Here is an 18,794-nt window from a genome sequence, read left to right as displayed (position 1 = left end):
TCAGCGCCTTATCACCACCACTTCATCGAACCGGGGCAGGTGCATGCCGAGGCTGCCCCGCGCTACCCGCTCCACTCGCGAGTGGGTAGCGAGTGTGCTCTCCTCAAGCTGCAGACGCCCCCATTCGATACCGATCTTCTCCCGCTCTGTCAGTAACTCCTGCAGACGCACAAACTGCTTTCTGCTGAGGTATTTTGCGTAGACCACACCGATCCCCGACAGCACCACTGCAACCATCAGAAGGGCGAGCAACCAGCTCCGCGCCGACATCAGGCAAGCCTCTCGGCAACGCGCAAAACGGCACTGCGCGCCCGCGGGTTCGACTCGGTCTCGTCTGCACCCGGCCGTATCGCCTTGCCCAGCAGTTTCAAACGCGGCTGCAGCTGCGCCTGGGTGACCGGGACACCAGCAGGGAAGCGATCTCCCTTCGCCTGGTCGCGCATGAAACGTTTGACGATCCGGTCCTCCAGCGAGTGGAAGCTGATTACCGCCAGCCTCCCACCGGGGCGCAGCACCTCCAGTACCTGACCGAGAAACTGCTGCAGGTCATCCAGTTCTCGATTAATGAAGATGCGAATCGCCTGAAAACTGCGTGTCGCAGGGTGTTTGCCCTTTTCCCAGGCAGGGTTGGCAGCGCTGACGATCTCCGCCAGCCGTCCGGTGGTCAGAATCGGTTCAACTTGTCGTGCCGCCACGATGGCACGCGCGATGCGACGTGCATGGCGTGCATCGCCATAACGCTTGAGCACATCAGCGATCTCTTTGTCTGTCGCAGCCGCCAGCCATTGGGCAGCACTCATCCCCGAATTGGGATCCATGCGCATATCCAATGGACCATCCTGCAGAAAGCTAAACCCCCGCTCAGCCTGATCCAACTGAGGAGAAGAGACACCCAAATCCAGCAGGACCCCATCAACCCGGCCTGCCACACCTGCGTTCTGTGCCACTTGCGCAATCATCGCAAAGCTCTGCTGCACGATAGTGAACCGTGCATCCCCCCCCAGTTGTTCTCTGCCATGGACGATCGCCTGTGGATCTTTGTCGATACCGATCAATCGTCCCCGCTCACCCAATACCTTGAGTATGCGCCGGCTGTGTCCGCCCCTACCGAAGGTGCCGTCGATATAGATCCCTTCGGCTGTAATATTTAAGGCTGTTACTGCCTCCTCCAGCAGTACCGGCCTATGTGTTGTTATCTCTGTCATCGTCAGATCGAGAGCGACTCAAGTTCCTCTGGCAGGTCAAGATCGTTCAGGTCAACCTCTTCCAACCACTCATCCCGATTGCGATTCCAGGTCTCTTCATCCCACAACTCAAAACGGTCGCCCTGTCCCACCAGGGCGACCCGTTTCTGCAGATTGGCGAACTTACGCAGTTCCGTCGGCAGCAGAATTCGTCCTTGAGCATCCATTTCCAGATCGTGGGCGTGGCCGATATAGAGCCGCTGTAAATTGCGTGCCGCCCTATTGAATGAGGGCAAGGCCTTCAACTTCTGCTCGATCTCCTCCCAAACCGGCTCGGGGTAGATCAGCAGGCAGCGGTCTTTATCTACGGTGATTACCAATTGGGAGTCGCAGGATTCCACCAGCCGCTCACGATACCGAGTCGGTATAGCCATGCGGCCTTTCGCATCCAGATTCAGGGCAGAAACCCCACGAAACACCGCTCACCCCCCCGCTTGGAAACAAACTCCCCTCTTACCCACATTATTCCACTTTTTTCCAATCTTAGGTGCCGCATCTCCACCTTGTCAAGGAGAGTGATTGTAAAACCCCTGTTTGATCAATTAGTTACACGCGGGAGTTAAGGTTGCTCACACAGAAGATAAACCTCTTTAAACACAAAGAGGTAACGCAAAAACCTAATGTGAAACATGAGAACAGCGTTGCGCTTGCGGGAGGAAATTCGTCGAGAGGCTAAAAAAAGGGGGAGCCGGCCTGTAAGCCGGGTTCTGTCGAGGACAGCCATTCATCTGGGATGCACGTCACCGTGCACCTCAAGCAACCTACCCGGGAGCGATGCGGGCCACACCAATGCTCCCCTATTTGGTCTTGCTCCGGGTGGGGTTTACCCTGCCACTGGCGTTACCGTCAGCGCGGTGCGCTCTTACCGCACCATTTCACCCTTACCGGCGCTAAAGGCGCTTAGGCGGTATCTTTTCTGCGGCACTTTCCGTAGACTTGCGTCCCCCAGGCGTTACCTGGCACCCTGCCCTGTGGAGCCCGGACTTTCCTCCACCTCGTTGCCGAGGCAGCGACTGTCCGGCCGACTCCCGCTAGCAACCTACTGGGTTAGCGGAAAAGATGCAATAGCCATAGCTCCCAAATGGCCGAACCCGGCCACAGAATTTTGTTCCCGAGATGGATCCGCCGGGTTGGGCACCTATCAATAATCGCATCAAAAGCAAGATATGGCCCCCAGACGGGCCGCTCGAAAAGATCCTGATCCATGCAACCAGCCAAAAATATCTTCGACTATCGCCCCTACTGGGCCAAACGCTTCGGCAGCGCGCCAGTCTTGCCGATGTCGCGGGCAGAGATGGACAACTTGGGCTGGGACAGCTGCGACATCATTATCGTCACCGGCGACGCCTATGTGGACCACCCGAGCTTCGGCATGGCGCTGATCGGACGGCTACTGGAGGCCCAGGGCTTTCGTGTCGGCATCATCGCCCAGCCCGACTGGCACTCGAGCAGCGACTTCCTGCGTCTCGGCCGTCCCAATCTCTTCTTCGGCATTACCGCCGGCAACATGGACTCGATGGTCAACCGCTACACCGCCGAGCGGCGCATCCGTAGCGACGATGCCTATACTCCCAACGGCGAGGGCGGCAAGCGCCCCGACCGCTCGGTGATCGTCTACGCTCAGCGAGCCCGCGAAGCCTGCAAGGGAGTACCGATCATCATCGGTGGCATCGAGGCAAGCCTGCGTCGCATCGCCCACTACGACTACTGGTCGGAAAAGGTGCGTCGCTCGATCCTGCCTGATTCGAAGGCCGACCTGCTGATCTACGGCAACGCCGAGCGGGCGCTGGTGGAGGTGGCCCACCGACTAGCGGCGGGGGAGAAGATTTCAGAGATCACCGACGTGCGCGGCACTGGCCTGATGCGCCAGCAGCTGCCGGAGGGCTGGAGCGAGATCGACTCAACCCAGATTGACCACCCCGGCACATCGATCAGGCACTCCAGTCCCTATCAGGCAGAGCCGGCCTGCGACACAACGCAGCGCGTCACGCTGCACACCCGCCCCCGCAAACTGGAGCGCAGCCACACCGTAATCCGTCTCCCCTCTTATGATCAGGTGGAGTCGGACGAGCTGCTCTACGCCCACGCATCCCGGGTCTTCCACCTGGAGACCAACCCAGGCAACGCCCGCGCCCTGGTGCAGCGCCACGGCAAGCGCGATGTCTGGCTCAACCCGCCGCCGATTCCGCTCACCACAAAGGAGCTCGACCACATCTACGAGCTACCCTATACGCGCAAACCCCACCCAGCCTATGGCGATGCTAAAAACCCGGCCTGGGAGATGATCCGCTTCTCGATCAACATCATGCGCGGCTGTTTCGGCGGCTGCACCTTCTGCTCGATCACTGAACACGAGGGGCGCATCATCCAGAGCCGATCGGAGGATTCGATCATCCGCGAGGTGGAGACGATCCGCGACCAGGTGCCTGGTTTTACTGGCAACATCTCCGATCTGGGCGGCCCCACCGCCAACATGTACCGGCTGCAGTGCAAGGACAAAAAGGTCGAGGCCGCCTGCCGCCGCCTCTCCTGCGTCTACCCCGACATCTGCCCCAACATGGAGACAAACCATCGCCCGCTGATCCGGCTCTATCGCCGAGCCCGCAAGCTGCCCGGAATCAAACGCATCTTCATCGCCTCAGGCCTGCGCTACGACCTGGCGGTGCGCGATCCTGAATATATAAAGGAGTTGGTCACCCACCATGTTGGCGGCTACCTGAAGATCGCGCCTGAGCACACCGAAGCGGCCCCTCTGAGCAAGATGATGAAACCGGGGATCGGCAGCTACCAACGTTTCAAGAAGCTATTCGAAAAATACTCCATGGAGGCCGGCAAGGAGCAGTACCTGATCCCCTACTTCATCGCCGCCCACCCCGGCAGCTCAGACCAGGACATGCTCAATCTGGCCCTCTGGCTAAAGGCCAACGGCTTCCGTCTCGACCAGGTACAGGCGTTCCTGCCAACCCCGCTGGCGATCGCCTCGGCGATGTACCATACCGGCCGCAACCCGCTGAAGCGGATCCGACGTGATGGTGAAATCATCACCGTAGCACGCGGCCTAAAACAGCGCCGCCTGCACAAGGCATTTCTGCGCTACCATGACCCGGCCAACTGGCCAGTGCTGCGAGAGGCCCTGAAACAGATGGGGCGGGCCGACCTGATCGGCAACGGTAAACACCAGTTGATACCCAGTTGGCAACCGAAAACTGAGCGCCAGCAAGGCAGCCACAAACCCGCGGGAAAGAGGGTCGGCAGGAGAGATCCAGCCAATCGACGAAGCGCCATAACCCCCCCCAGACGGCGTCACAAACACAGCCGCAAAGGCCGCCAAAAAACACAACAAAAAAACACCATCAAAGGCACCGCATACGGCGCATATTAACCTTTCATTTCAATAAATTATGTGACGCACAATCAATCCATCCCAAACTTGAAAATGGCGCTTTCGGACCCATACTTAAGGTAGATAGAGAGGGCAAACGAAGGAGGAAGCCATGAAAATCACACGTTACGACCCCTGGCAGATGATGGAAGAGTTGCGCCGTGATATGGATCGCGCGTTCACCCCTCAACTCCAGAGAGAAGACACAACCCATGTTGTGGGTGGAGACTGGGTGCCCGCGGTCGATATCAAGGAAGAGGATGACCGGTATGTCCTGCATGCTGACATCCCCGGCGTTGATCCCGAAAAGATCGAAGTCACCATGGAGAATGGCGTACTGACGATCCGCGGCGAACGGCACATTGAGCATGAAGAGGAACGCGAAAACTTCCGGCGTATCGAACGCTCACACGGCGTCTTCTACCGGCGTTTCACGCTGCCTGAACATGCCGATGCAGAGGCCATCACCGCCACCGGCAAGGATGGCGTGCTCGAAGTCATCATTCCCAAGACCACCACACCGACCGCACGCCGGATCGAGGTGACACACTAAGCTGACAATGGGAGAGGGCCTGTATGGCTCTCTCCCGTGTTGCTTTCCCCGCCTCAGCTATCAGTCTTCCATGCCAGCGCCTGCTGATAGAGCGCATTTTTTTTCAGGCCGGTGATTTTCGCCGTCAACGCCGCCGCCTGTTTCAGCGGCAACTCGCCGACCAGCACCCGCAGGATCCGTTCCGCATCCGCCCCAGAGTCCGTCACATTAACCGGTTCCGCTCCCGCCAACAGCAGCACAAACTCCCCCTTGCGCTGATTCGCATCTGCCTCGACCTGTTCAATCAGCGAACTCAGGCTGCCGCTCAACACTGTCTCGTGCAGCTTGGTCAGCTCTCGGGCGATCACCGCCTGACGCTCACTACCAAATACCGCCGCCATATCCGCCAGCGAGGCCTTTATCCGGTGGCTCGATTCATAGAACACCAGCGTCGCGGTTTCTTTTAGCAGTGCCTCCAGCCAGTGGCGGCGCTGCGCGCCCTGGCGCGGCGGGAAGCCAGCAAACAGAAACCGGTCGGTGGGCAGACCCGCCACCGACAGCGCCGCAATCGCCGCACTCGGCCCCGGCACCGCCACCACCTCGATCCCCCGCTGACGCGCCTCACGCACCAGCGGAAAACCTGGATCACTGATCAGCGGCGTACCCGCATCAGAGACCAGCGCGACCTGCTCACCCTGCGCCAGGCGCTGCAACAGTCGCTCCATCGCCTCGCGCTCATTGTGCTCGTGAAACGCCATCATCGGCGTAGCGATGCCGTAGTGACGCAACAGCGGCCGAGTATGGCGGGTATCCTCCGCGGCAATCAGATCGACCGTCGACAACACCTTCACCGCACGCCGGCTCAAATCATCAAGATTGCCGATGGGGGTGGCTACAACGTAAAGTACGCCTTTCGACACATTACATTCCAATGCTCGGGACCAACGCCCATCCTGCCGCCCGTTTGAGACTCATGCAAGCCAACAACCTCTATCGCCCCATTCTCGCCCTGTTTGCCCTACTACTGCTATTGCAGGGGTGCGGCGGCACTCCTCCCCGACCGGACGACACAGAAGCCGTCAAGCAGCCACCCTCTCTACAGGCCCAGGCAGCCAGCCTGATCGAACAGGGGGAGCATGCGGCAGCGGCCCGCCTGCTCGAACAGCTGGCAGCAAGCCTCAGCTCGCCCGAGCAGGAACAGATCCGGCTTGATGCGGCAGAGAGCTGGGTCAAAGCCGGTGACTGGCAGGCCGTGAAACAGATCCTGAGCCAGCTGCCCACCCCCCAACTGCCGGCGACGCTAATCCCACAGACGCAGATGCTGAAGGCAGAACTGGCCCTGCACCAAGGCATGATCGACCACGCCATCGATCTGATGCAGCCGCCGCCCAGCGCCGATGCGCCGCTACCTTTGCAACGGCGCTACCATCGCAACATGGCGGAGGCGTTTCGCCTCTCCGGCAACCGCCTGGAGAGCGCCCGTGAACTGAGCGAACTCGATCAACTCCTGTTCGATGAAGAGGCGCGCCTGGCGAACCAACGCCAACTGCTGCAGGGCCTGATGGTGATGACCGACACCGCCCTGACGCTGCTGCAGCCATCGCCACCGGGCACCCTCGGCGGCTGGATGGAGCTGGCACGCATCGCCAAGGCGAACATCGATGACCCGACGCTGATCAGCACCCGGCTCGAGGCCTGGCAGGAGGATTTCCCCAACCACCCCGCCCTGCCCCAGCTACTAACCGGTCAGCGGGCCGAGTCAGCCGAACAGCTGCTGCAGTTCGACGCGGTTGACCACATTGCGATCCTGCTGCCGCGCAGTGGCATCTATGCCAAAGTAGCCCAAGCGGTACAGGATGGTCTGCTCGCCGCCTGGTATCAGCAACCGGCGAGCCGTCGGCCACAGCTGCGTTTCTATGACAGCAGCGATCCCGACACCATCCTCGATTCGATCGACCAGGCAGTCAGCCAGGGCGCCAAGGCGATCGTAGGCCCACTCAACAAACAGGCCCTGACGCTGCTGCTGAAGAGCGATGGCTTCCCAATCCCGCTGCTGGCGCTCAACCACACCAGCGATGGCGGCACCCCGCCAGCCAACCTCTACCAGTTCGGCCTCTCCCCAGAGGGCGAGGCGCAGCTGGTGGCAGAACGTGCCTGGCTCGAGGGCCATACCAGCGCCTTGAGTCTCACCCCCAGCGGCGACTGGGGAGAGCGTATCGCCGAGAGTTTCCGCACACGCTGGCTGACACTGGGCGGTGTGCTGGTGGAGCAGCAGCAGTATCAGGCGAAGGAGAACGACTTCTCTGCACCGATCCGCAGCCTGCTCAATCTGGACGAGAGCAACGAACGCCGCCGGGTGCTGCAGCAGACCATTCACCGCACGCTCGAATATGAACCCAGGCGGCGCCAGGATGCTGACTTCATCTTTCTCGCGGCACGCCCGCAAAAGGCACGTCAGCTGCGCCCGCAGCTACAGTTTCACCACGCCGGGCAGCTGCCAGTCTACGCCACCTCACACATCTACAGCGGTGCCGCAGAACCGGAGAAAGACAAGGATCTGGGGCATATCTTGTTTGTCGAGATCCCCTGGCTGCTGGATCAGGAAGACCAGAGCCCGCTCTCCCGCAACCAGCTGAAGCGACTGATCCCAAGCATCGAACAGCGCTATGCGCGCCTCTATGCCCTCGGCATCGATGCCTACAATCTGCTGCCACAGCTGCCGGCCCTGGCCGCCGACACCAACCGCAGCCTGGATGGCAAGACCGGCACCCTCTACCTCGACCACAAAAACCGCATCCATCGCCAGCTTGCCTGGGCGGAGATGCGTAATGGTCGGGCCCGACTTACCGGTTATGCGCCGCGCATCGAAGCCCCGCTCGGCAACGAGCAACTGATCGAACTTGAGCTCGAACCAAGCGCTGCCGAGCAGCAGCCAGTCACGCCATTCACCCCGGAAGCCGTCGTCTCACCATGAAGGCCAAGCACCTGATCCGTGGCGAACAGGCCGAGCGCCTTGCCTGCCGTCATCTGCAGGCCGAGGGACTGCGGCTGCTGGAGCGCAACTACCGCACCAAGCAGGGTGAAATCGATCTGGTGATGCAGGATGGCAACAGCCTGGTCTTCGTCGAGGTGCGCTATCGCAAGTCAGACAACTTCGGCAGCGCCGCCGAAAGCATCACCGCCGCCAAACGGGCCAAACTGATCGCCGCCGCCAACCACTATCTGCTGCGTCAGACCGACCGCCCGAGCCGCTTCGACGTGGTCGCCATCAGCGGTGACCAGCCCCCCGGCGTCGAGTGGATCCGCAACGCCTTTGATGCCTTCTGAGCAGCCAGACTGACAGCTATCGCAGCCGATTTTCTTCAATTCACCATCCCCAGAGGATCGGCAACCGGGTACAATGCACCGATGGAACTTAGTGATCACGTCAGACAGATTTTCAGCGAGAGCATCCAACTCAAGATCGACGCGCTGCCACAGCTTACCGATCAGATCAGCGCAGCCGCGGAGCTGATCGTCAGCCGGCTGCTGGAGGGGAACAAGACCTTCAGTTGCGGCAACGGCGGCTCCGCCGGCGACGCCCAGCACTTCTCTTCCGAGATGCTCAACCGCTTCGAGCGGGAGCGGCCAGGGCTGCCAGCCATCGCGCTGACTACCGACAGCACCACCATCACGGCGATCGCCAACGACTACAGTTATGAACGCGTGTTTGCGCGCCAGATCGAGGCGCTTGGCCAGCCCGGCGATCTGCTGCTAGCGATCTCCACCAGCGGTAACTCGGTCAACGTCAATGCGGCGGTGGAGGCGGCCCATGAGCGCGGCATGGGAGTGATCGCTCTCTGCGGCCGGGACGGCGGCGAGCTGAAGAAACTCCTGCTGGCCGATGATGTCGAACTCTGCGTTGCGTCGGATGTAACCGCACGCATTCAGGAGGTCCATCTGCTGATCATCCACTGTCTGTGTGACTTGATCGATCGACAGCTACTGGGCAACTGACACCGCTCCACTGACGAGGATTTTATGAGCCATTTCGTTGTACCACTGGTCTCCCTGCTATTCACCGTCACTCTGCTACAAGGCTGCGCCGCCGCCGTCGTGGGCGGCGCCGCCACTGGCGTCTCCATCGCTCACGACCGCCGAACCATGGGCACCTTCATCGAGGATCAGAATATTGAGCTGAAGGCTTCCAGCCTGCTGCGCAACGACGCCACGCTCTCCGAGCACAACCATATCAGCGTGACCAGCTTCAATATGGTGGTGTTGCTGACCGGCCAAGCCGCCTCCGCAAGTGATCGGCTGCGTACGGAACAGATCGTGAAAAAGGTTGAGAAGGTACGCCGCGTAGTCAATGAATTGGAGGTCGGCTCGGGCGCTTCGTTTGGCGAAATCACCCGTGACTCCGCCCTCTCGGCAGAAGTAAAGTTCAAACTGACCAAGGTGAAGCTACCAGGCTTCGATCCGCTGCGCATCAAGGTAATCACCGAACGCGGCGTGGTCTATTTGATGGGGCTGGTGAGCCGAGCCGAAGCGGATGCCGCCACCGGGCAGGTTCGCAAGATCAGCGGCGTGCGCCGCGTGGTGCGGGTCTTCGAATACATCTGATGCCGTTGCCACTCAGCTTGAGCAGCAAGGTCGCACCGCTCCCGGCTGTTGCGCAAAAGGCCTTGAAGGCGATTGTCGGCAGTGATGCGCTGCTCACCGAACCCGCCGACTGCCTCCCCTACGGTTACGACAACAGCCGCCAGCAGGCGCTGCCCCAGGCGGTGGTATTCGCCAGCGAGGCGGCGCAGATCGAAGCGATCCTGGCGCTCTGCAACAGGCACCAGATCCCGCTGACCCCGCGCGGCGCGGGCACCGGCACCACCGGCGCCACGGTGCCGGACCAGCATGGAATCGTGCTCTCTCTGGAGCGGATGGACCGGATCCTGGATATCGACCCCGGCAACCGACTCGCTCGGGTGGAACCCGGGGTCACCAACCAGACCTTGCAGCTAGCGTTGGCAGAGCACGGCTTCTTCTGGCCACCGGACCCGACCAGCGCCTCGGTCTGCACGATTGGCGGCAATCTGGCCTACAACTCTGCCGGCCCCCGGGCAGTCAAATATGGCACGCCGCGGGAAAACACCCTTGGATTGCAGGCTGTCACCGGCGCCGCTCAGACCATCCGCACCGGCGTCAACACCACCAAGGGGGTGGTAGGCTACGATCTGACGCGTCTGCTGATCGGCTCAGAAGGCACCCTAGCCATCATCACCGAGGCGACCCTCAAGCTGACCCCGCTGACACAGGCCAGGCAGACCCTGCAGGCCAGCTATCGCGACATCCACGCCGCTGCCAAGGCGGTCTCCGCCATCATGGCGCAACCCACCACCCCCTGCGCGCTCGAGTTCATGGATGGCGCGGCACTCGAGATGGTGCGCGACTTCTCCGATCTGGCCCTGCCCCCGGAGGTCGGCGCATTGCTGATGATCGAGGTGGACGGCGCCAGCCACTCGATTGAACAGATCGCAGCTGAGGTGGCAACGGCCGCAACGGTCGAAGGGCTGATCGAGATCCACCAGGCCAAAACCACCGAGGAGATTGCGGCTCTATGGAAGACCCGAAAGGCACTCTCACCAGCACTGCGTAATGTCGCACCGAAAAAGATCAACGAGGATGTGGTGGTGCCGGTCTCACATATTCCCAGGCTGATCGACGAGCTAGAGCGCCTCTCCGCTCAGAGTGGCATCACCATCATTAATTTCGGCCACGCAGGCAATGGCAACATCCACGTCAATCTGTTGCTCGATCCCGACGACCCACTGCAGATGGCAGCGGGTAATGCCGCCCTCAGCCAACTCTTCGATCTAGTTCTGGCGCTGGGAGGGACCATCTCTGGCGAGCATGGCGTCGGTCTGGCAAAACGGGATTTTGTCCCGCGGGAGATCGACCCTCCCACTCTCGAACTGATGCGCGCCATCAAACGCCAGTTTGACCCCAACAACATCCTCAATCCAGGCAAGCTTTTCACGTACAGTTAATGTGTACAGTTAATACACTTGAAATAAATACGTGAATCAGTTAACGTTTTCACCTCGTATTTAGCTAAATGCATGCAGTCTCTCTTTTTACTGCCGCTAGTCTGAGTAAGCATATAAAGCAGTAGCCAGATCGTTATCCGAGCGAGAAAAGAGGCGAATAAAGCCCGACGCCCCTCAACAGGAGAATCGGTGGATGAAGATGACCAGAAACAAGACCTTGGTCGTGGCTTCATTAGCCGCAGCACTTTTCAGCAGTAGCCTGCCAGCCGAAGAGCGTCCCCTACAGGTCGACTCACAGGGTTTCTGTTCAAGCCTGCCCTCAGTGGACCGGGTAGAGCTCTCCCAGCACATTCTCAAGCTGCACAACAATCTGCAGCACCAGCAAGCAGAGCTGACCAGGGCAGAGATTGAAAAACGCTTTGACAGCACCGACGCGGTCATCACCATCATCCTGCCCGGCGGACTTCTCTACGCCGCCTACCGGAAAGCTGACCACCTAAAGACCAAGGCCCGGCTTGAGCAGGTATCTTCCGATCTCAACCGACTCTCTGTTGACTTGGTCGCTTTCAACCCGATCGGCTCCATCCAGGTCGCACAAGCCCACTAGCATCTGGATTACCACTCGTCCCGGCCAGCCCGTACAACAACACAATAAAAAAGCCGGCCAAATGGCCGGGCTTTTTTATTGGCATTAGAAGCTCATTCGATCATCAATCAATCTGCCGCCGCAGGGGGCATTTGGTGCGGTCATAATCCTCTCCCAAGCCATCCCAAGCGTAGTTGAGTGCAAACTGGATGCGCGAGTGGAAGTGGTCTTCGCCAATCGAATCCAGCAGACCAGTGCGGCGAATCGTCTTCATAAACTGCCGCTTCATCCTGGCCACGACAAACTCGATGTGCAGCGATTTTAACCGATCGGCCAGGTGATGCAGGACCTCCTCACCACTTGAATCCATCTGGTTGATGGCCTCGCCATCGATAATGATGTAGCGCAGGTTCGGGTACTTAGAGACCAGTTCCAGCACCTTGTCCTCAAAATAACCGGCATTGGCGAAGTAAAGTGAGCCGTCGAAGCGTAGCAGGGCAATCTTGTCGCTGGTCTGCAGTTCGGGAAACACCGTGATGTCACGCATGGTGCCATCTTTATAGCGCGAGAGTTCTGCCACGCGAGGGCGCATACTACGCATGATAAACAGCATGATCGAGAGGATTACACCCACCAGAATGCCGTACTCGATATGCGGTGCAATATAGAGGGTCAGGGCAAACGTAATGACCGCCACGACGGCATCCTGGGGCTCAGCCTTCCAGGCATGAATAATCGGCCCGACCTTCACCAGATTGGCCACTGCCAAGATGATTACCGCAGCAAGGGTCGCCAGCGGCAAATGGTAGAGCAGTGGGGTCAGAAACAGCAGGGCCAGACCCACCATCAGGCCGGTGACCACAGAGGAGAAACCGGTCACTGCACCAGCATTGATGTTGACTGCAGAACGAGAAAAGGAGCCGGAGACCGGATAGCCAGAGAACAGGCCGGCCGTGATGTTCGACAGTCCCTGACCGATCAACTCCTGGTTGGCATCGAGTCGCTGACGGGTTTTGGCTGCCATCGCCTTGGCAATGGCGATCGCCTCCATGAAGCCCACCAGTGCGATAATAATCGCGTAAGTGGCGAGCTGGGCGAGAATCTCCAGATCAAAACCCGGCATGCTAATGCCCGGCAATCCCTCAGGGATCGCACCCACAACCTTGCCACCGCTCTCGCTAAAACCGGTGTACCAGGCAAGCAGTGTGGTGGTCACCACTGCCACCAGCACATTTGGTATCTTTGGGTAGAAACGCTTCAGACCGATCATGATCAGGATTGCTAAAGCCGCCATCCATAAGGTCGGCAAATGCGTATGATCGATCGCCGAGTTGATGATGTTGATCACCGTCTGGTAGTGGTGTTCACCAGCGACCTTCTCCACACCGAAGACCTTGTTCAGCTGGGATGTGGCGATGATCAGTGCACCGGCGTTGGTGAAGCCGACAACAACAGGGTGGGAGAGCAGGTCCACCAGCACACCAAGCCGCAACATGCCCAGCGCAATCTGGAACACACCTACCATCAGCGCCAGACCAAGAGCATAGGCGAGAAATCCATCGCCACCTTGGGTTGCCAATGGCTCCAACGCGGTGGCTGTCATCAATGAGACCATCGCCACCGGCCCTGTGGCCAGCTGGCGGGAAGAGCCGAAGATAGCGGCAACCATCGGCGGCAGGAAGGAGGCGTAGAGGCCGTAGTAGGCGGGCAGTCCAGCGAGCTGTGCGTACGCCATTGATTGGGGAACCAACACCAGTGCAACCGTGATGCCCGCGATGATATCGGCTTTTACGACCTTGCCGTCTCGCAACTCGCCGATCCACCCCAAGAAGGGAAGAAAACACTGCCTAAGATAATCGACAACCTGTTTTGCCCCAAACACGGAAACCCCCTTAACTTAGAATGCGTTATGTAACTGCCCGGCAGCATGCAAAGAGACTTCAATGACAAGAAGCGCCAACTTTGGTGCCTCTTGCACACCGGCTGCCCTGCGAAAATACCGCCCATTTACAGCGCATGACAAAGACCAACCACCATCTTGTCCAAGCCGCAAAAGAAAACCGAATGAGCTTATCCTAATCTACTTCTTAATTCGACCCTCTCTGCCCCTCCCCCAAATAGAACTAAAGTGGTATAAACGACAGCCGTTACTCTAGATAAATACGCACTCTTCGGCATCTGCTGTCATGATGTCATGACTCATCCACCTTGATTGAATCTTGTTCACCTTAGGAGTTCCAGATGGCGAGTAGACTTATCCCTCTGCTGATGTTGTTGCTGGTACCAGGCCTTGCCCTTGCCACCGGCAACGACCAACACAGCTTGGACCTGACAGACCACTGGGTCGGCTTTACCGCCATCGCAATCTTCGTCCTGGCCTATGCGCTGGTGATGGCGGAGGAGTTCACCCACCTGCGCAAATCAAAACCGGTAATCCTCGCCGCCGGTCTCATCTGGGGCATCGTCGCCTGGTACTACCAGAGCCACGGCCTGCCTGATGCCGCGGAACTCGCGGTACGGCACAACCTTCTGGAATATGCAGAGCTGATGCTCTTCCTGCTGGTGGCGATGACCTATATCAACGCCATGGATGAACGCAACGTCTTCGAGGCGCTGCGCTCCTGGCTGATCAAAAAAGGCTTCGGCTTCCGCCAGCTGTTCTGGATCACCGGCACACTCGCATTTTTTATCTCCCCCATCGCCGACAATCTAACCACCGCTCTGCTGATGTGCGCGGTAGTGCTGGCAGTTGGCGGCGCAAATACCAAATTCATCCTGCTCGCCTGTATCAACATCGTGGTGGCAGCCAATGCCGGCGGCGCCTTCAGCCCCTTCGGCGACATCACCACACTGATGGTCTGGCAGAAGAACATCGACACCCCTCAAGGCACTGTGGACTTCTTCCAGTTCTTCTACCTGTTTCTCCCTGCGATCATCAACTGGGTGGTGCCGGCAATCATCATGAGCTTCGCCGTGCCCAATGAGAAACCCCAGGGCGGCGGTAAAAGTGTGAGCATGAAACGTGGCGCCAGACGCATCATCACCCTGTTCCTGCTGACCATCATTACCGCTGTCAGCTTCCACAACTTCATCCACCTGCCTCCGGTGATCGGCATGCTCACCGGCCTCGCCTACCTGCAGTTCTTCGGCTACTACCTGAAGAAGACCTATCACCGGGAGCTGGCCAACACCAATGGCGAAGCCAATACCGAGTTGGAGCACGATGGCCAGATGGGCGACCCCATCGCTTTCGATGTATTCAGTAAGATCGCCCGCGCAGAGTGGGATACCCTGCTGTTCTTCTACGGTGTGGTGCTCTGTGTCGGTGGCCTTGGCTTCATCGGTTATCTGGCCCTGGCCTCTGAGGTAATGTACACCGAATGGGGCACGTTGCTGGGCCTCAGCGCCGAGATGAGCGCCACCCCAGCCAACGTGGCGGTGGGGCTGCTCTCTGCTGTCGTCGATAACATCCCTGTCATGTTCGCAGTGCTCACAATGATGCCCAACATGTCGGAGGGCCAATGGCTGCTGGCCACCCTCACCGCTGGTGTCGGCGGCAGCATGCTCTCCATCGGCTCTGCGGCCGGTGTCGCGCTGATGGGCCAGGCCCGTGGCAAGTACACCTTCTTTGGCCATCTGAAGTGGGCCCCGGTGATCGCGCTAGGCTATATCGCCAGCATCCTTACCCACCTCTGGCTCAACAGCAACCTCTTCTGACAGGGCTTGATCCCCGACAGACCCGCCAGCGGCTCTCCGCCGCGGCGGGTTTTTGTTTGCCATAACAAGCCACCAGCTCTCGACCTGCAAACCCTCCCATCTCGTTGCCACTGCGCTAGAATGGCACGAACCGCGAATCTTCAACGCTGGAGGTCGATACCGATGCGGTTCAATGCAGTACCCATCACTCTGGCTGTTATCAGCTTGCTCCCGCTTGCTGTCCACGCATCCACTCCTGTCCACTCCACTGCCACCCCCACTTTCGATTGGCCCAGCTGGTTGGCCCTGATCATCTTCTGCGGAGCCATGCTTCTGGCGATCCTTGAGGAGAAGACCGACCTGCACAAATCGAAGCCGCTGCTGCTGGCAGCCGGTCTGATCTGGGCCCTCATTGCCTGGCACTATCAGGGCAACCCCCAGATGCCTGATGCGGAATCGGTGGTGAGAAACCACCTGCTGCAGTTTGCCGAACTAATGCTGTTTCTGCTGGTGGTGATGACCTACATCAACGCCATGAATGAGCGCCGCCTGTTCCTTGCACTGCATCACTGGATGGTCTTCAAAGGATTCAGCTATCGCCAGCTTTTCTGGTTGAGCGGCGCCATCAGCTTCTTTGCTTCACCCTTTCTTGACAACCTGAGCACCCCCCTGCTGGTCGGCACCGCCATCCTGACCCTGGCACGGGAGCACAACCGGTTTGTCGGTCTGGCCTGTATCAATATTGTGGTCGCCACTAACGCCGGGGGGGTCTTCACCCCTTCTGGGGATCTCTCAACACTGATGGTCTGGCAACACAGAATCCTGACCCCGCAAGGGATGCTCGACTTCCCCAACCTACTGAGCCTCGCGCTACCTGCCCTGCTGGCCTGGCTGGTACCAACTCTGCTGATGCACCCCTTCGTTCCCCGGGGAAGACTCCCCCAACAACACCCCGAGCCCTGCCTGCGGCGAGGCGCATTTATCGTTCTACTACTGCTGCTTGCCACCATCGCCACAGGCATCACCTTCGCCCACTATCTCGACCTACCCGCCGCAATCGGCATGATGACCGGCCTCGCCTACCTGCAATTCTATGGTTACTACCTGAAACGCACCCACCAGTTACCTGAGCACAACGGTGATCTACAATCCGGACCGATCGACTCACCCGATCCATTCGACTTTTTTCACGGCGTCGCTCGCAGCCAGTGGGACAGTCTGTTGTTCCTGGCCGGACTGGTACTGTGTATCGGCGGCCTCGCCCACCTCGGCTGGCTTGCCAGCGCGGAGTCACTACTCTACGGCAATTTCGGACCGACCACCGCCAACATCATGATCGGTCTCTATTCTGCAGCCATCGAAAACATCACCACCATGCTTGGCGTGCTGGCGATGGAACCACAGATGTCGCTTGGCCAATGGCAATTGATCACCCTCACCACCGGCACCGGTGGCAGCCTGTTGGCCATAGGTTCGGTCGCCGGTGTGGTGCTGATGGCCCAGGCAGGAGAGCGCTACACATTTTTCAGCCACCTCAAGTGGACCCCCGCCATCGCTCTCGGCTATTTCATCGCTATTGCCGCCCATGTTTGGCTCAACGCCGCACTCTTTTGAGCGCGCTGGACCAGTCCGAGGGGTTGAGCTGAATGCCACCACTATTCCATCTGGTTCGCTGGAAAAGCGGAATCGCCGTGGTATAGTTGGCCCCATTCTTTCAGCCGCCCTCCGGTAGTTACCGGGAGATCGGGCATAAATTCGGATTATTCCGGGACTATTCAGAACGAATACCAAGGGGAGTTATTCATGTCTAAAAAGCATCCGATCGTAGCGGTGACCGGCTCTTCCGGTGCCGGCACCACCACCGTCAAGCGTGCCTTTGAGCACATCTTCTTTCGCGACGGGATTACCCCTGCAGTCATCGAAGGTGACAGCTTTCACCGTTACGATCGCGCCCAGATGCGCGAAAAAATTGCAGAGGGCATGAGCCACTTTGGCCCCGAAGCCAACCGCTTCGACAAAATCGAGGAGCTGTTCAAAACCTACGGCGAAACCGGTTTGGGCCAGAAGCGCTACTACCTGCACAGCGCGGAAGAGGCCGCCGAACACAATGCACGCCTTGGCATCGACAAAAAACCTGGCGAATTCACCCCCTGGGAGTCGGTTCCAGAGGGCACCGACCTGCTCTTCTACGAAGGTCTGCACGGCTTGGCGGTGGACGGCGATGACGATGTCGCCCAGCATGTTGACCTGGGTGTCGGCGTAGTACCGATCGTCAACCTGGAGTGGATCCAGAAGATCTTTCGCGACAACGCCGAGCGTGGTTACAGCGAGGAGGCAATCGTCGACACCATCCTGCGTCGCATGCCCGACTACATCAACCACATCACGCCACAGTTCTCGCGCACCGACATCAACTTCCAGCGCGTTCCCACCGTGGATACATCCAACCCCTTTATCGCCCGTGATATCCCAACTCCGGACGAGAGCTTCGTGGTGATCCGCTTCAAGGATCCAAAAAAGTTTGACACCGACTTCCGCTACCTGCTCTCGATGATCGACGGCTCCTTCATGTCTCGTCGTAATTCCATCGTGGTGCCCGGCGGCAAGATGGGCTTCGCCATGGAGATCATCCTGCAGCCGATCATCGAGCAGATGATGGACTCACGTCACGTCTGAGCACTCACTTCAGACTAGCAAGAAGCCGCGGCTGCGTAGGCACCGCGGCTTTTTTGTGCCCGTCATCTGGGGATGACATGCCACATCCAGACAAACAGTCATAGCAAACAACACACAAAGAGATGTGACAGCCTCCGCAAAAAACGATTTATTTTCCTAACACAATGCGCTAGTTTACGGAACGCACCCGCATCGACAGACCACAGCCCCAGCAGAAGTAGAAGCAGGAGAGAGGCCATGGGTTACGGCTTGAGCATTGTTAAACCACCAATTCCACTCGATAGTGACGCGGCTTGGGACGTCTATGACGAGATCCTGGATGAGATGGATCAGCTGCCAGGCGACCCGGCAGAGGAGTTTCTCAGCCTGATCAACGAACTCACCAGCTACTACCCCGAACAGACCAAAGGGAGAACAGAGACCGCCGAACGTTGCCCATGGGTCTCCCTCCCAATAGAACGCTATGCCGGCTGGGATATGCTCGACCTCACCATCTCCTTCTCCATGGCCTCCGAAGTCGTCCCATTCGTCATCAAAAAAGCCAACCAACAAGGGCTGGTGGTATTCGACAGGCTGAGCGAAAAGGTGCACCACCCCTGAACCGCTCCCGGAGCACGCCGCTCTCAAGGCTTTTGGCAAACCAGGCCCTACCAAACTC

The 18,794-nt window shown here is 59.0% G+C and carries 17 protein-coding genes and 1 other RNA gene; 12 read left to right on the top strand and 6 right to left on the bottom strand.

Features of this window, described 5'->3' with window-relative positions:
- The 4 genes from ftsL to rnpB form a co-directional block, all read right to left on the bottom strand.
- A complete protein-coding gene (gene ftsL, locus L0Y14_RS04200; protein WP_005960920.1) occupies nucleotides 1-270 on the bottom strand; it encodes a cell division protein FtsL in 270 nt (89 codons plus the stop codon).
- A complete protein-coding gene (gene rsmH, locus L0Y14_RS04195) occupies nucleotides 270-1,205 on the bottom strand; it encodes a 16S rRNA (cytosine(1402)-N(4))-methyltransferase RsmH (protein WP_251859260.1) in 936 nt (311 codons plus the stop codon). The genes ftsL and rsmH overlap by 1 nt, the downstream gene beginning before the upstream one ends.
- A gap of 2 nt (nucleotides 1,206-1,207) precedes the next feature.
- Nucleotides 1,208-1,663, bottom strand: a complete 456-nt coding sequence (gene mraZ, locus L0Y14_RS04190; RefSeq protein ID WP_005960922.1) for a division/cell wall cluster transcriptional repressor MraZ — start codon at nucleotides 1,661-1,663, stop codon at nucleotides 1,208-1,210.
- A 261-nt stretch (nucleotides 1,664-1,924) separates the two neighbouring features.
- Nucleotides 1,925-2,273: RNase P RNA component class A (gene rnpB / locus L0Y14_RS04185), an RNA gene on the bottom strand.
- A gap of 175 nt (nucleotides 2,274-2,448) precedes the next feature.
- Here rnpB and L0Y14_RS04180 point away from each other — a divergent pair.
- On the top strand, nucleotides 2,449-4,626 hold the full coding sequence (locus L0Y14_RS04180) for a YgiQ family radical SAM protein (protein ID WP_251859259.1): 2,178 nt from the start codon (nucleotides 2,449-2,451) through the stop codon (nucleotides 4,624-4,626).
- Nucleotides 4,627-4,738: 112 nt separating this feature from the next.
- Complete coding sequence (locus tag L0Y14_RS04175) at nucleotides 4,739-5,179, top strand: Hsp20/alpha crystallin family protein (protein WP_005960924.1); 441 nt, start codon at nucleotides 4,739-4,741, stop codon at nucleotides 5,177-5,179.
- Nucleotides 5,180-5,232: 53 nt separating this feature from the next.
- Here the strand turns inward: L0Y14_RS04175 and rsmI are convergent, their stop codons facing one another.
- Nucleotides 5,233-6,078 carry a 16S rRNA (cytidine(1402)-2'-O)-methyltransferase gene (rsmI, locus tag L0Y14_RS04170; RefSeq protein WP_039959871.1) on the bottom strand — a complete coding sequence of 282 codons (846 nt, stop codon included), beginning with the start codon at nucleotides 6,076-6,078 and terminating at the stop codon, nucleotides 5,233-5,235.
- A 53-nt stretch (nucleotides 6,079-6,131) separates the two neighbouring features.
- Between rsmI and L0Y14_RS04165 the strand changes: the two genes are divergently transcribed.
- The 6 genes from L0Y14_RS04165 (at nucleotide 6,132) to L0Y14_RS04140 (ending at nucleotide 11,785) form a co-directional block, all read left to right on the top strand.
- Nucleotides 6,132-8,132 (top strand): penicillin-binding protein activator, encoded by a 2,001-nt coding sequence (locus L0Y14_RS04165; RefSeq protein WP_006474569.1) that lies wholly within the window; start codon nucleotides 6,132-6,134, stop codon nucleotides 8,130-8,132.
- Complete coding sequence (locus L0Y14_RS04160) at nucleotides 8,129-8,485, top strand: YraN family protein (RefSeq protein WP_005966461.1); 357 nt, start codon at nucleotides 8,129-8,131, stop codon at nucleotides 8,483-8,485. Before L0Y14_RS04165 ends, L0Y14_RS04160 begins: the two co-directional genes overlap by 4 nt.
- Before the next feature lie 81 nt (nucleotides 8,486-8,566).
- Complete coding sequence (locus L0Y14_RS04155) at nucleotides 8,567-9,154, top strand: phosphoheptose isomerase (protein WP_006474570.1); 588 nt, start codon at nucleotides 8,567-8,569, stop codon at nucleotides 9,152-9,154.
- 24 nt (nucleotides 9,155-9,178) lie between these two features.
- The gene (locus L0Y14_RS04150) at nucleotides 9,179-9,760 is read left to right on the top strand and encodes a BON domain-containing protein (protein ID WP_005966457.1); all 582 of its coding nucleotides are present in this window, start codon (nucleotides 9,179-9,181) and stop codon (nucleotides 9,758-9,760) included.
- Nucleotides 9,760-11,178 (top strand): FAD-binding oxidoreductase, encoded by a 1,419-nt coding sequence (locus L0Y14_RS04145; protein WP_005966455.1) that lies wholly within the window; start codon nucleotides 9,760-9,762, stop codon nucleotides 11,176-11,178. Before L0Y14_RS04150 ends, L0Y14_RS04145 begins: the two co-directional genes overlap by 1 nt.
- Nucleotides 11,179-11,371: 193 nt before the next feature.
- Nucleotides 11,372-11,785 carry a hypothetical protein gene (locus L0Y14_RS04140; protein WP_005966453.1) on the top strand — a complete coding sequence of 138 codons (414 nt, stop codon included), beginning with the start codon at nucleotides 11,372-11,374 and terminating at the stop codon, nucleotides 11,783-11,785.
- Between the two features lie 103 nt (nucleotides 11,786-11,888).
- Here L0Y14_RS04140 and L0Y14_RS04135 read toward each other — a convergent pair whose 3' ends face one another.
- Entirely contained in the window at nucleotides 11,889-13,574 is a 1,686-nt protein-coding gene (locus tag L0Y14_RS04135; protein ID WP_240991631.1) for a SulP family inorganic anion transporter, read from the bottom strand.
- 431 nt (nucleotides 13,575-14,005) lie between these two features.
- Between L0Y14_RS04135 and nhaD (L0Y14_RS04130) the strand changes: the two genes are divergently transcribed.
- From nhaD (L0Y14_RS04130) to L0Y14_RS04115, 4 genes are all read left to right on the top strand, one after another.
- On the top strand, nucleotides 14,006-15,481 hold the full coding sequence (gene nhaD / locus L0Y14_RS04130; protein ID WP_005959988.1) for a sodium:proton antiporter NhaD: 1,476 nt from the start codon (nucleotides 14,006-14,008) through the stop codon (nucleotides 15,479-15,481).
- Nucleotides 15,482-15,643: 162 nt separating this feature from the next.
- Nucleotides 15,644-17,074, top strand: a complete 1,431-nt coding sequence (gene nhaD, locus L0Y14_RS04125) for a sodium:proton antiporter NhaD (RefSeq protein ID WP_240991632.1) — start codon at nucleotides 15,644-15,646, stop codon at nucleotides 17,072-17,074.
- 189 nt (nucleotides 17,075-17,263) lie between these two features.
- A complete protein-coding gene (locus L0Y14_RS04120; protein ID WP_005959990.1) occupies nucleotides 17,264-18,136 on the top strand; it encodes a phosphoribulokinase in 873 nt (290 codons plus the stop codon).
- A 237-nt stretch (nucleotides 18,137-18,373) separates the two neighbouring features.
- Nucleotides 18,374-18,736 carry a hypothetical protein gene (locus tag L0Y14_RS04115; RefSeq protein ID WP_006474576.1) on the top strand — a complete coding sequence of 121 codons (363 nt, stop codon included), beginning with the start codon at nucleotides 18,374-18,376 and terminating at the stop codon, nucleotides 18,734-18,736.
- Nucleotides 18,737-18,794: the final 58 nt, after the last annotated feature.

It is taken from the genome of Candidatus Endoriftia persephonae, assembly GCF_023733635.1.
GTDB lineage: Bacteria > Pseudomonadota > Gammaproteobacteria > Chromatiales > Chromatiaceae > Endoriftia > Endoriftia persephonae.
The sequence above is the reverse complement of the archived record's forward strand: the minus strand, read 5'-3'. Positions and strand labels throughout refer to the sequence as shown.

Excerpts from the sequence above, each read along its gene's own strand:
- nhaD (WP_005959988.1), top strand. The coding sequence starts at position 14,006 with ATGGCGAGTAGACTTATCCCTCTGCTGATGTTGTTGCTGGTACCAGGC.
- L0Y14_RS04150 (WP_005966457.1), top strand. The coding sequence starts at position 9,179 with ATGAGCCATTTCGTTGTACCACTGGTCTCCCTGCTATTCACCGTCACT.
- L0Y14_RS04175 (WP_005960924.1), top strand. The coding sequence starts at position 4,739 with ATGAAAATCACACGTTACGACCCCTGGCAGATGATGGAAGAGTTGCGC.
- L0Y14_RS04145 (WP_005966455.1), top strand. The coding sequence starts at position 9,760 with ATGCCGTTGCCACTCAGCTTGAGCAGCAAGGTCGCACCGCTCCCGGCT.
- nhaD (WP_240991632.1), top strand. The coding sequence starts at position 15,644 with ATGCGGTTCAATGCAGTACCCATCACTCTGGCTGTTATCAGCTTGCTC.
- L0Y14_RS04115 (WP_006474576.1), top strand. The coding sequence starts at position 18,374 with ATGGGTTACGGCTTGAGCATTGTTAAACCACCAATTCCACTCGATAGT.
- L0Y14_RS04140 (WP_005966453.1), top strand. The coding sequence starts at position 11,372 with ATGAAGATGACCAGAAACAAGACCTTGGTCGTGGCTTCATTAGCCGCA.
- rsmH (WP_251859260.1), bottom strand. The coding sequence starts at position 1,205 with ATGACAGAGATAACAACACATAGGCCGGTACTGCTGGAGGAGGCAGTA.
- L0Y14_RS04120 (WP_005959990.1), top strand. The coding sequence starts at position 17,264 with ATGTCTAAAAAGCATCCGATCGTAGCGGTGACCGGCTCTTCCGGTGCC.
- L0Y14_RS04155 (WP_006474570.1), top strand. The coding sequence starts at position 8,567 with ATGGAACTTAGTGATCACGTCAGACAGATTTTCAGCGAGAGCATCCAA.
- ftsL (WP_005960920.1), bottom strand. The coding sequence starts at position 270 with ATGTCGGCGCGGAGCTGGTTGCTCGCCCTTCTGATGGTTGCAGTGGTG.
- L0Y14_RS04180 (WP_251859259.1), top strand. The coding sequence starts at position 2,449 with ATGCAACCAGCCAAAAATATCTTCGACTATCGCCCCTACTGGGCCAAA.
- L0Y14_RS04160 (WP_005966461.1), top strand. The coding sequence starts at position 8,129 with ATGAAGGCCAAGCACCTGATCCGTGGCGAACAGGCCGAGCGCCTTGCC.
- L0Y14_RS04165 (WP_006474569.1), top strand. The coding sequence starts at position 6,132 with ATGCAAGCCAACAACCTCTATCGCCCCATTCTCGCCCTGTTTGCCCTA.